At 56.1% G+C, this 12,536-nt stretch carries 10 protein-coding genes; 5 read left to right on the forward strand and 5 right to left on the reverse strand.

Annotated elements, in window-relative coordinates:
• The first annotated feature begins 56 nt into the window (after positions 1-56).
• Together DXXMK7_RS15430 and DXXMK7_RS15435 are read left to right on the forward strand one after the other, a co-directional pair.
• Positions 57-1,046 carry an iron ABC transporter permease gene (locus tag DXXMK7_RS15430; RefSeq protein ID WP_231348879.1) on the forward strand — a complete coding sequence of 330 codons (990 nt, stop codon included), beginning with the start codon at positions 57-59 and terminating at the stop codon, positions 1,044-1,046.
• Positions 1,043-1,834, forward strand: a complete 792-nt coding sequence (locus tag DXXMK7_RS15435) for an ABC transporter ATP-binding protein (RefSeq protein ID WP_038666793.1) — start codon at positions 1,043-1,045, stop codon at positions 1,832-1,834. Before DXXMK7_RS15430 ends, DXXMK7_RS15435 begins: the two co-directional genes overlap by 4 nt.
• 133 nt (positions 1,835-1,967) lie before the next feature.
• Here DXXMK7_RS15435 and DXXMK7_RS15440 read toward each other — a convergent pair whose 3' ends face one another.
• The 5 genes from DXXMK7_RS15440 to glyA all read right to left on the reverse strand — a co-directional run bounded on the left by DXXMK7_RS15440 (position 1,968) and on the right by glyA (position 7,557).
• Complete coding sequence (locus DXXMK7_RS15440; protein WP_038919865.1) at positions 1,968-3,089, reverse strand: ABC transporter substrate-binding protein; 1,122 nt, start codon at positions 3,087-3,089, stop codon at positions 1,968-1,970.
• Positions 3,090-3,281: 192 nt separating this feature from the next.
• Positions 3,282-4,322, reverse strand: coding sequence for a nickel/cobalt transporter (locus DXXMK7_RS15445; RefSeq protein WP_038919866.1), 1,041 nt, complete (start codon positions 4,320-4,322; stop codon positions 3,282-3,284).
• Positions 4,313-4,975, reverse strand: coding sequence for a DUF1007 family protein (locus DXXMK7_RS15450; RefSeq protein ID WP_038919867.1), 663 nt, complete (start codon positions 4,973-4,975; stop codon positions 4,313-4,315). Before DXXMK7_RS15450 ends, DXXMK7_RS15445 begins: the two co-directional genes overlap by 10 nt.
• A gap of 45 nt (positions 4,976-5,020) precedes the next feature.
• Positions 5,021-6,169 (reverse strand): 3-phenylpropionate MFS transporter, encoded by a 1,149-nt coding sequence (locus tag DXXMK7_RS15455; protein ID WP_038919868.1) that lies wholly within the window; start codon positions 6,167-6,169, stop codon positions 5,021-5,023.
• Positions 6,170-6,303: 134 nt separating this feature from the next.
• Positions 6,304-7,557, reverse strand: a complete 1,254-nt coding sequence (gene glyA, locus DXXMK7_RS15460; RefSeq protein WP_038919869.1) for a serine hydroxymethyltransferase — start codon at positions 7,555-7,557, stop codon at positions 6,304-6,306.
• A 335-nt stretch (positions 7,558-7,892) separates the two neighbouring features.
• Between glyA and hmpA the strand changes: the two genes are divergently transcribed.
• From hmpA to pelE2, 3 genes are all read left to right on the forward strand, one after another.
• Positions 7,893-9,080, forward strand: a complete 1,188-nt coding sequence (gene hmpA, locus DXXMK7_RS15465; RefSeq protein ID WP_038919870.1) for an NO-inducible flavohemoprotein — start codon at positions 7,893-7,895, stop codon at positions 9,078-9,080.
• Between the two features lie 512 nt (positions 9,081-9,592).
• The gene (gene pelA, locus DXXMK7_RS15470) at positions 9,593-10,771 is read left to right on the forward strand and encodes a pectate lyase PelA (RefSeq protein ID WP_038919871.1); all 1,179 of its coding nucleotides are present in this window, start codon (positions 9,593-9,595) and stop codon (positions 10,769-10,771) included.
• A gap of 417 nt (positions 10,772-11,188) precedes the next feature.
• Positions 11,189-12,391 (forward strand): pectate lyase PelE2, encoded by a 1,203-nt coding sequence (gene pelE2, locus DXXMK7_RS15475; RefSeq protein ID WP_038919872.1) that lies wholly within the window; start codon positions 11,189-11,191, stop codon positions 12,389-12,391.
• Positions 12,392-12,536: the final 145 nt, after the last annotated feature.

Below are 12,536 nucleotides of genomic sequence, written 5' to 3' on the forward strand. Positions count from 1 at the left end.
GCACGGCTGAAAACAGCGCGCTAACCCATTATCGGCATATCATTCGCCATCGGCTGATGGTGATGGCGGTGCTGGTCGTAGCGATTGTCGCCTCCCTGCTGCTGGACTTTGTGCTCGGTCCTTCCGGCCTGCCGCTGAATGTGCTGTGGCAAACGCTAACCGACCCCGCCAATGCAGACGCCGGTAGCCGCGTCATCGTCTGGGACATCCGCCTGCCGTATGCGCTGATGGCGGTGGTGGTCGGTCTGGCGTTGGGGCTGGCGGGCGCAGAGATGCAAACCATCCTGAACAACCCGCTGGCCAGCCCATTCACACTGGGCGTGTCCTCCGCGGCGGCATTCGGCGCGGCGCTGGCAATCGTATTGGGGATCGGTATTCCGGGTATTCCGGCGCAATGGTTCATTTCAGCCAACGCCTTCCTGTTCGCGCTGCTGGCGGCGCTGCTGCTCGACGGCATTACCCGCTGGACCAAGGTAGCGACATCCGGCGTGGTGTTGTTCGGGATCGCGCTGGTGTTCACCTTTAACGCGCTGGTGTCCATCCTGCAATTCATCGCCAACGAAGATACGTTGCAGGGGCTGGTGTTCTGGACCATGGGCAGCCTGGCGCGCTCATCCTGGGAAAAACTCGGCATTCTGCTGGCGGTGTTGGCTATCGTGATGCCGCTATCCATGATGAGCTCATGGAAGCTGACCGCATTGCGCTTGGGCGAAGATCGCGCCATCAGTTTCGGCATCAACGTGCGCCGCCTGCGTCTGGCCACGCTGCTGCGCATCAGTTTCCTGTCGGCGCTGTCGGTAGCGTTCGTCGGGCCGATTGGCTTCATCGGTCTGGTGGCGCCGCATATTGCCCGCATGATTTTCGGCGAGGATCACCGCTTCTATTTGCCGGCCAGCGCCCTGACCGGCGCGCTGGTGCTGTCGCTGGCATCCGTTGTATCCAAAAACCTGCTGCCGGGCGTCATCATTCCGGTAGGGATTGTCACGTCGCTGGTAGGGGTTCCTTTCTTCCTCAGCATCATTCTGCGTAACCGGGGGAACGTATGAGTCACAACGGACTGGCGATTTCTCGTTTTTCAGCGGGCTACCCCAGACGAACGGTCATTAACGATCTGTCGGTTCCGCTGCTGCCGCGCGGCAGGATCACCGTACTGCTGGGGCCGAACGGCAGCGGCAAGTCGACGCTGCTGCGCGCACTGGCCGGGCTGGGGCAAGCGCAAGGCGATCTGCTGTTGGATGATGTCAACCTGATGCAGTTGCCGTTCGCCAAACGGGCGGAAAAAGTGGTGTATCTGCCGCAGTCATTGCCTGCTGGCGTGCATCTGCACGTACTGGAATCGATTATCGTCGCCCAGCGCGCGTCCGGCGGGTTGCATCACAGCAGCAACGAAGACGAGGTGCTGACGCTGCTCAGGCAGTTGGGCATTTCGCATCTGGCGATGAGCTATCTGGACCAGCTTTCCGGCGGTCAGAAACAGCTGGTCGGGTTGGCGCAGTCGCTTATCCGTCAGCCTTCGCTGCTGTTACTGGATGAGCCGCTCAGCGCGCTCGACCTCAACTACCAGTTCCACGTGATGGATCTGGTACGTCAGGAAACCCGCAAGCGCAATATCGTGACGGTAGTGGTGGTGCATGACATCAATATCGCGCTGCGTCATGGCGACCACGTGCTGATGCTCAAAGACGGCAAGCTGATCGCCGATGGCGAGCCGGCCGAGGTAATCAGTGAAGAGAGCCTGGCGCAGGTGTACGGCGTTCGCGGCCGCATTGAGCGCTGCTCTCGCGGTATTCCGCAGGTGATGATTGACGGGCTGGTTGCCGAACCAACCCTGTAAACCACGCAGCGCATAAAAAACGCCCCGACCATGCAGATGATCGGGGCGTTTTGTTATTCACGTTTTTTCTTCACGTTTGGTTATTGCCGCTCTGTTGCGATCAGCCGCCCGATAAAGGCGGCATCATCGCTGGTCAGGATTTCGCCGGCAGCGTCACCCAGTAACCCGGCTGGTACGGCAACGGCAGGAATTTCTCATGGAAGGTACGGAAGGTGGCATCCGGATCGATATCTTTGAACAAGTCCGGGTGCAGCCACTTCGCCATCGCCTGAATCGCCACAAACTGATACGGGCTGTCATAGAACTGATGCCAGATGGCATGCGCCTTGCCGTTGGTGGCGACCGGCAGCGTTTTGAATGCGGAGCGTTCCATCAGCTTCTGCAAGCGCTGCAGCGCCTGTTGCTGGTCGGCCCCCGGCCCTACGCCAACCCAGCCGTTGGCGGTGTTGTAGTTCTTCCAGTTGGCGCCGGTGACGATCACCACGTCCGGACGCGCGCTGATAATCTGCTCCGGGTTCAGGGTGCCGAAAGTACCGGGGATAATGCCCTTGGCGATATTGATGCCGCCCGCGACTTCCACCATTTTCCCGAAGTTTTCATTACCGAATGACATGCAGCACTCTTCGTCATAGCCACCGGCGCGGTCGATCATCACCTTCGGACGCGGCCCCTGATAGTTCTTCAGGCGATCGGTCACGATATCAATCTGCTGACGGCGGAACTGAACGATCTCTTCGGCGCGCGCCGGTTTGCCCAGCAGCTGGCCCATAATGCGAATGCTTTTCTCGGCGTTTTCAAACGGTTTTTCGCGGAAGTCGATAAACACCACCGGAATGCCCAGACCACTGAGTTTTTCAATCAGTTTGGCTTCATCGGTAGCGGCTTTCGCTTCCAGGTTCATCAACACCAGATCCGGCTTCAGGTTCACCGCCTGCTCAACGTTGAAGGTGCCGTCTTTGGCGCCGCCGAAGGTCGGCAGTTGTTTAATCTGCGGATATTTATGTTCATAAGCCAGATAGCCGTCATAGTCGGCTTTCGGCAAGTCGTCACGCCAGCCGACCACGCGCTGGAACGGCGCATCGGTATCAAACGCCGCCAGCAGATAAATCTGCCGCCCTTCCCCCAAAATCACGCGCTTAACTTCAGACTTAATCTCGACTTTTCTGCCGCTAACGTCTTCCACCACAATGGGGGCAGCCCGGACTGCCGAAACCAGCCCCAACGCCATGCCAACGGCACACAACCACTTTTTCATTCTGTTATTCCCTGCCTGTTTTACGGATAATGAGAGTCATTATCATTCAATGTAAATAATAAAGTTACGGTTACATTCGGGCAATCTTTTTTACATGAAAAGACAGGATATTTATCGATACGTGATGGTGATCGAACGGCGGAAACATGACCGCCGCAGAGCAACGAAACAGGCTTGATTCGCGGCGGGGCGCTACCCCATCAGTGGCCGAATCCCGCCCATCACATCCGGTTGCGTGGAGAGGTAAAGCACAATGCCGGCAAAGGTCAGCGCCATACCGCCCGCCAGCGACAAGGCCGACCAGACAAGCGCTTGCCAGCGTGGAGAGGAAAACGCGCCGGCGCGGCTTAAACGCTCTAGTTGCCGGCGGCAGAACAGCACCGCCACGCCCAGCAGCGAGACGGTAAGCGCGGTCCCCAGCGCCATGGTCAGGGCCGAGATCACGCCCCAGACAAACACGTCCAGCACTTTGGCGAACAGCAACACCAGTATCGCGCCGGAACACGGGCGCAATCCCATCGCCAACACCACCATCATACGGGTACGCCAGCCATCGCCGTGATTGAGCGTCTCTGCCGTCGGCACGTGCTGATGACCGCAACCGCAGTGTTCATCGTGCTGATGGCCTACGGCAGGTGCCAGCCGGACGCCGGACGCCGACGCATCAAGCGGCGTTAACGAGCGGATACGCGGTTTGGCGCGGGAAAACAGCAACGCCCGCAGACGTCTGAATGCGCGCAGGCACAGCCAGCCGCCGAGCCCGGCCACCAGCACAAAGCTGCTTTTCTCCATCCAGAAACTGCCGATGTGCAAAGCACGGCTGGAAAGCTGCAACACCGCCAGCACCAGCGTCACCAGTACGATCGCTACCGTCCCTTGCAACAAGGCGGAGGCAAAGGTCAGTTGCAAACTGCTTTTCAGCCGGGACGGGTGGGTCGCCAGATAGGTGGCGATCACCACTTTGCCATGACCAGGGCCAACCGCATGCAGCACGCCATACGCCAGGCTGAACATCACCAGCGTCCAGCCGGCCTGATGAGGTTGCGCCCGCACTTGCTCCATCAAATCCGACATTTGCTGATGCAGCGACCTCTGCCATTCAATGCTTTGCATCAGAATCGACGGCCACCAGACCATTGCCTGCCATGCCGCCGCGCCTGTCAGCAGTAAAAACAGCGCCAGCGGCCACCAGCGCAGATAATGTCGGGTCACGCGCGCATGATTTACCGGCATTGCAACGTGACCTGTTGAGCAAACTGTTTTCCCAATTCCACGTCTTTAGTCGGTTTGGCGTTCTTGTCCAGCGACAGCGCGTAGGACTGGAGCGACGCATCCGGTTTGGGCGTCATGAGCGTGGTTTTACAACGCGCGGCCAGCGCAGAGGCTACCTGAATCGCGCTATCGTCCTTATAGGACATATCCACGAAATAGGTGGGATCATAGGTGGAAATCAGTAACGGCGCGCCCGCCAGCGGTTGCGGATGCGCCAGCGGCAACACAAACTCCAGCACCGCTTTGTTGCCTGCGCGGGAGAGGTGGTATTCCGTTGGCAACGGCTGGTATTTCACCGGCTTTCCATCCCGATAAATATCCGTGAAGTAGTGCTGCCCCAGCACATTCGCCATCACCTCGGCGGCCAGTTTTTTCCACACCTCCGAGTCTTTGGCGGCATTGCCGGCGTCGTACAACAAATCGGCGGAAGTAATGGGATCCATAGTCCAGTTCATGCGCAATCCGGTTATCTGATCGTCTTTCTCTTCCACGGTGGTTTTCATATCGATAAAACTGTGCGGATGGGCCAGCGCCGGGCCGGATACCGCCACCGTGGTCAACAGCAGGCAGCTTACCCAACGGAATGAAAAGCCTAAATTGTTATAATGTAACATTTTCTATCCTGACCGTTTTCGCCTGTCACTGATGCGCCGTCTTACTCAGCGCGAGCGAGTGCTTACCTGCGGGCGCAGCATGAACGCCGGCAGCACCAGCAACGCCATCACCCAGAAGGTTCCGCCCTGAAGGTACTCAAACAGAAAGCCGGACACCACCGTCATCACGGCGACCGCGCCCCCGGTGCCCAGCGCCGAATAGGCCGCCTGCAAGCGCAGCACGTCCGCATCGTCGCGTGAGGAGATAAACCGCATGGCGGCCAGGTGGCAAACCGTAAAGGTGCCGCAATGTAAAATCTGCATCACGATAAGCCACGGCAGCGACACCGTCGCGCCCATCAGGCTCCAGCGCACCACGCCGCACAGCGCGGACAGCATCAGCAATCCGGACGCGCTCCAGTGCCCGAACAGACGCTTGCTCAGCGCAAAAATGACAATTTCCGCCACCACGCCCAGCGACCACAGATAACCGATAACCGCCGCCGAATACCCCGCCTGCTGCCAGTAAATGACGCTAAAGCCGTAGTAGGCAGCATGAGCGCCCTGTAACAAGGACACGCTCAGCAGAAAGCGCCAGACCGCCGGTTCGCGCAGCAAGACGAGCCACGGCGTGGCGGCCGTCTGCGTCTGGTGTCGTTTGACTGAGGCGGGCATCACATGCGGCCGCAACGCCATACCCAGCAGCATCGACAGCAGCCCCGCCGCCAGTGTCGCCAGAATCGCCTGATGCCCCCAAACCGCCACCAGTTGCCCGGTCACGGCGGAGCCAATCACAAACGCAACCGAGCCCCACACCCGCACCCGGCCGTAATCCAGCGGGATCTGTTTTTGCCAGGTCGCCGCCAGCGCATCCGTAAGCGGAATCAATGGCGCGAAGAACAGGTTGAAGCCGAGCATCACCAGCATCAGCCACAACCAGGCGCTGCCCAGCCAGAATCCGATGGAGGTCAGCACTGACAACAACGCCAGCAACCGCAGTACGGTAATCAGCCGGGCGGGGTCTTTCACCAGCGGGGTAATGAACAGGCTGCCGGCAAACCGCGCCACCAGCCCGGCGCCGAGCAGAATGCCGATCGCCTCGGCGGATAGTCCCTCGCCTTTGAGCCAGCCGCCCCAGAATGGCAGAAAAATGCCATAGCTGAAGAAATAGGTGAAATAGCCGAGCGCCAGCCAGTACGTTGATTGCAGAACCATATTGCCTCTCCTCTACGGTCGGTTACTCTGTCAGAGAGCCGGAGCGGAAGCAACGGGAAGCAGAAAAACAAACGCCAGCCCGAAGGCTGGCGTTGGCGGCGCGCCCGAGCAACTCGGACGCATCAGGCAGGCTATCAGGCGTAAACCGGGAAACGGGCGCAGATATCCAGCACTTTCTGTTTGACGCGCTCAATAACCGCTTCATCGCTGATGTTGTCCAGCACATCGCAGATCCAGCCGGCCAGTTCGCGCACTTCCGCTTCTTTGAAACCGCGACGGGTTGCCGCCGGCGTACCGATACGGATACCGGAGGTCACGAACGGGCTCTTCGGATCGTTCGGCACGCTGTTTTTGTTTACGGTGATGTTGGCGCGGCCCAACGCCGCGTCAGCGTCTTTACCGGTCAGGTTTTTGCTGACCAGATCCAGCAGGAACAGGTGGTTATCGGTACCGCCGGACACCACGTTGAACCCGCGGGACAGGAACACTTCTACCATCGCTTTGGCGTTTTTCGCTACCTGCTGCTGGTAGGTTTTGAACTCCGGCTCCATCGCTTCTTTCAGCGCCACGGCTTTACCGGCGATGACGTGCATCAACGGGCCGCCCTGGCCGCCCGGGAATACGGCGGAGTTCAGTTTCTTGTACAGATCTTCGTCGCCGCCTTTCGCCAGGATCAGGCCGCCGCGCGGACCCGCCAGGGTTTTGTGGGTGGTGGTGGTCACGATGTGAGCGTGCGGAACCGGGTTCGGATAAACGCCCGCGGCGACCAGACCAGCGACGTGCGCCATGTCGACGAACAGATAAGCGCCGATGCTGTCGGCGATTTCACGCATTTTCGCCCAGTCAACGATGCCGGAATACGCGGAGAAGCCGCCCACGATCATTTTCGGCTGGTGAGTGCGGGCCAGCTCGGCCATTTCGTCATAGTTGATCTTGCCGCTGTCATCAATACCGTAAGGCACGACCTTATACAGTTTACCGGACAGGTTGACCGGTGAACCGTGAGTCAGGTGGCCGCCGTGCGCCAGGTTCATGCCCAGAATGGTGTCGCCCGGCTGCAGCAGCGCGGTGTAGACAGCGAAGTTAGCCTGAGAGCCGGAGTGCGGCTGTACGTTGGCGTAGTCGGCGCCAAACAGTTCCTTGGCGCGGTCGATCGCCAGTTGTTCAACCACGTCAACGTATTCGCAACCGCCGTAGTAGCGTTTGCCCGGATACCCTTCGGCGTATTTGTTGGTCAGCTGAGACCCCTGGGCCTGCATGACGCGTGGACTGGTATAGTTTTCTGACGCAATCAGTTCAATGTGCTCTTCCTGACGCACCACTTCTTGCTGCATTGCTTGCCATAGCTCGGCATCGTAATCGGCAATGTTCATTTCACGCTTTAACATCCGCATCTCCTGACTCAGCTAACTTGCTTCTTTATTAAAAATCACCCAAAGGGCCGTGGGCACATAGTGTAAACCGTTTTTGACTGGCGATGATAGGGCTTGACAGAGGTTTTTACGCAAACGATTAGCTACAGGCTACGCAAGGCTTTCCGTCTTTCCGGGATTCGCCATTCTGGCTGACTTTTTCTCATCCGCAACCTGCATTTTTTTCATGCGCCTTTGCCCTTGCTCGTTACCTCGACCCAACGCCTGACCACCACAGGGGATTTACAGGCAACGCCCTTTTCAATAAGATTCATTTTAAATACAACTTAAAGACAACAATGAGGTTCACCATGCTGGATCAACAAACCATCGCCACCATCAAATCCACCATTCCCCTGCTGGCCGAAACCGGCCCGGCGCTGACCGCTCACTTTTACCAGCGGATGTTCCGCCATAATCCGGAACTGAAAGATATCTTCAATATGAGTAATCAGCGCAATGGCGATCAGCGTGAAGCACTGTTTAATGCCATTTGCGCCTACGCGACACATATCGAAAACCTGCCGGCGCTGTTGCCTGCGGTAGAGCGCATCGCCCAAAAGCATGCCAGCTTCAATATCCGGCCGGAACAGTACCAGATAGTGGGCGCTCACTTGTTGGCAACGCTGGAAGAAATGTTCCAGCCCGGTCAGGCGGTGCTGGATGCCTGGGGCAAGGCCTACGGCGTGCTGGCGGATGTGTTTATTCAGCGGGAAAGCGACATTTATCAGCACAGCGCCGGACAACACGGCGGCTGGCATGGCACACGACCGTTTCGTATCGTGGCGAAACAGCCGCAGAGCAGCCTGATCACCAGCTTTACGCTGGAACCGGTGGATGGCGGCCCGGTCGCCGCATTCCGTCCCGGCCAGTATCTGGCGGTATACATCCGCGATAAACGTTTTGAATATCAGGAGATTCGTCAGTACTCACTAACGAATGAACCCAACGGGCGCTATTACCGTATTGCGGTCAAGCGAGAAACGATGGGCAGCGTATCGGGCTATTTGCACGATGTCGCCCGTGAAGGCGATGTGATTGAGCTGGCGACCCCGCACGGCGATTTCTATCTTGAGGTCGCGCCAAAGACGCCGGTGGCGCTGATTTCCGCCGGTGTCGGTCAAACGCCGATGCTCAGCATGTTGCATAGTCTGAAAAATCAGCAGCATCAGGCGGATATCTTCTGGTTGCACGCGGCTGAAAATACAGAGGTACATGCCTTTGCCGATGAAGTCGCCGACATTGCCGCGACGCTGCCGCAGTTGCAATCCTATGTCTGGTATCGGGAAGCATCATCGCAAGCAGCACCTCCCGCGCAGGTTTTTCACGGACTGATGGCGCTGAATGATCTTCCGGAACCACTGCCGGTGACAAACCTGCACTGTTATTTATGCGGCCCGGTCGCCTTTATGCAATTTGCCGCCCGGCAGTTGCTGGAATTGGGGATTACCGAATCGCAGATTCATTACGAATGCTTTGGTCCGCACAAGGTGATATAACCGGTAAAAGGTTATATTCATTCACACCAGCAGGCCGGTAATTCGGCCTGTTCTATTTTCCATTTATTTCCCAAAAACAAATACCGGGGCAGAAATAACCTGGCGGGTTAACCGCTGCTGTTTCGTAATCGTTTCATTTACCATCGCGTCATGCTGACAAATAAAAACCGGCCAGGAAAAACAACGCTCCCGCCCCTCTGCTCGCTTTTTATTCCCGAACGGAAAAATAGTTAAGCCTGTCTTTATAAATAAGAAATAAAAAACACAATGTTACATTTAAAACACCATTTCATTATCAACAGATATTGAAAAACAAATAAATAGATCGTATTCATTGGCGGCCCTTAAGTGGCAGCATCGCCGACACTTCAACATTGATAATTAAATATTATTAATAGGTGATGAGACGCCTAACAGGCTGCCATTGGGGGGCAATAAATAAAAATAACCCATCGATGTATATGGAAATTATTTTTAACAATCAACACAGGATTCTAGTCAAGGAAAATACGATGAACAAAGCTTCAGGACGTTCTTTTACCCGCTCCTCAACATGTCTGCTGGCTGCACTGATCGCCGGCGCGATGACCTCTGGCGTTTCCGCCGCCGAACTGGTTAACAGCAAAGCGCTGGAATCCGCTCCCGCCGCTGGCTGGGCGTCGCAAAACGGTTCCACCACCGGCGGCGCCGCCGCAACCAGCGATAATATCTACGTCGTTACCAATATCAGCGAATTCACCAGCGCACTCAGCGCCGGCGCCGTCGCAAAAATCATCCAGATCAAAGGCACGGTCGATATCAGCGGCGGTACGCCCTACAAAGATTTTGCTGACCAGAAAGCCCGCAGCCAGATCAACATTCCGGCTAACACCACCGTGATCGGGATTGGCGCCGACGCCAAATTCATCAACGGTTCTCTGATTATCGATGGTACCGACGGCACCAATAACGTCATCATCCGTAACGTCTACATCCAGACGCCAATTGACGTAGAACCGCATTACGAAAAAGGCGACGGTTGGAATGCCGAATGGGATGGCATGAACATCACCAACGGCGCTCACCACGTGTGGGTCGACCACGTCACCATCAGTGACGGCAGCTTTACTGATGACATGTACACCACCAAAGACGGCGAAACTTACGTCCAGCACGATGGCGCGCTGGATATCAAACGCGGTTCCGACTACGTTACCATCTCCAACAGCCTGTTCGATCAGCACGACAAGACCATGCTGATTGGTCACAGCGACACCAACTCCGCTCAGGATAAAGGCAAGCTGCACGTCACGCTGTTTAACAACGTGTTCAACCGCGTAACCGAGCGCGCGCCGCGCGTACGCTACGGTAGCGTCCACAGCTTCAACAACGTCTTCAAAGGCGACGTAAAAGATCCGGTGTACCGTTACCTGTACAGCTTTGGTATCGGCACCAGCGGCAGCGTGCTGTCCGAAGGCAACAGCTTCACCATCGCCAACCTGAGCGCCAGCAAAGCGTGCAAGGTTGTGAAGAAATTCAACGGCTCCATTTTCTCCGACAATGGTTCCGTCCTGAATGGCAGCGCCGCCGATCTGTCCGGTTGCGGTTTCAGCGCCTACACCAGCGCGATTCCTTACGTTTACGCCGTTCAGCCGATGACCACCGAACTGGCGCAATCCATTACGGACAACGCCGGTTCAGGCAAGCTGTAATTCCCGTTCTTTTGTTCACCACGGCTGCCCCACGGGCGGCCGTTTTTACTTGTCCCCCCTGGCTTCATCCGCCTGCCCTTTCTTCATGCCAATTTCGTGCTCACGCCGCCGACCAAATCATCAATATAAATTAACTATAATCACCCAAAGCATTGAGATTAAAAACATAATTCATTGATTTTAATTAAAAACAAAAACAAACTCACGTAACACAAAGTTACAAATGCAGTCAATAGGTTATTTTTTATTAATAAATACTATTACCATCGTCGTGATGTAGCTCACAAAATAGACACCAAAAGCGCATAAACATTCGCCAAGACAAAAGGTGAAATGGTATTTCGTTTTTAGACACACGAGTAACAAATAGACACCATTGGATCGCTCCCTGAGCACACAAGGAAAAGGAAAATTGTCATGAACAACTCACGTTCAACACAGAAAACAACAGGACGTTCAGCCCTGGGAACCAAAAGCGCGCTGGCGGCGATTATCGCCACCACCATGATGGTTTCCGTGGCTTCCGCTGCCAGCCTGCAAACCGCCAAGGCGACAGAAACGGCCTCAACCGGTTGGGCGACGCAGAGCGGCGGCACTACCGGCGGCGCCAAAGCGTCATCATCCAAAATCTACGCGGTGAAAAACATCAGCGAATTCAAAGCGGCGCTGAACGGAACCGATTCGTCGCCCAAGATCATCCAGGTAACAGGGGCAATTGATATCAGCGGCGGCAAAGCCTACACCAGCTTTGACGATCAAAAAGCCCGCAGCCAGATCAGCATTCCGTCCAATACCACCATCATCGGTATCGACAGCAAAGGCAAATTCACCAACGGCTCGCTGGTGGTGAAAGGCGTCAGCAACGTTATCCTGCGTAACCTGTATATCGAAACGCCGGTAGACGTAGCGCCGCATTACGAAGAAGGGGATGGCTGGAACGCAGAATGGGACGCAGTGGTGATTGACAGCACAGACCACGTCTGGGTTGACCATGTTACCATCAGCGACGGCAGCTTCACCGATGACAAATACACCACCAAAAACGGCGAAAAATATGTCCAGCACGATGGCGCACTGGATATCAAACGCGGCTCCGACTATGTGACCGTTTCCAACAGCCGCTTCGAACTGCACGACAAAACCATCCTGATCGGCCACAGCGACAACAATGGTTCGCAGGATTCCGGCAAACTGCGCGTGACCTTCCACAACAACCTGTTTGACCGGGTCGGCGAACGTACCCCGCGCGTACGCTTCGGTAGCGTCCACGCTTACAACAACGTTTACGTTGGCGACGTCAACCACAAAGCCTACCGCTATCAGTACAGCTTCGGTATCGGCACCAGCGGTAGCCTGCTGTCTGAGTCCAACGCGTTTACCATTGATAACCTTAAGAAGATCAGCGGACGCGACAAGGAATGCAGCGTGGTCAAAGCGTTTAACGGTAAGATCTTCTCTGATAAGGGTTCGATCATCAACGGCGCTTCGTACAATCTGAATGGTTGCGGCTTTGGCTTCAGTTCATATACCGCCAAGATCCCGTACAAATATTCAGCCCAGACCATTACCACCAGCCTGGCAAACAGCATCAGCAGCAACGCGGGTTACGGCAAACTGTAATTTTCCGCTCCATCGCACAAGGCCACTGCAAGAGTGGCCTTTTACTTTCCCCACATCCCCATCACTCATATCGCTGCTGTTTTCTCCAAAGATCGTCCCAATACAGTTCTGGCTAATCCAGCCTTGCCGCAGGCGCGCCATCCAG

The sequence above is a fragment of the Dickeya sp. MK7 genome, assembly GCF_000406305.1.
Classification (GTDB): domain Bacteria; phylum Pseudomonadota; class Gammaproteobacteria; order Enterobacterales; family Enterobacteriaceae; genus Dickeya; species Dickeya fangzhongdai.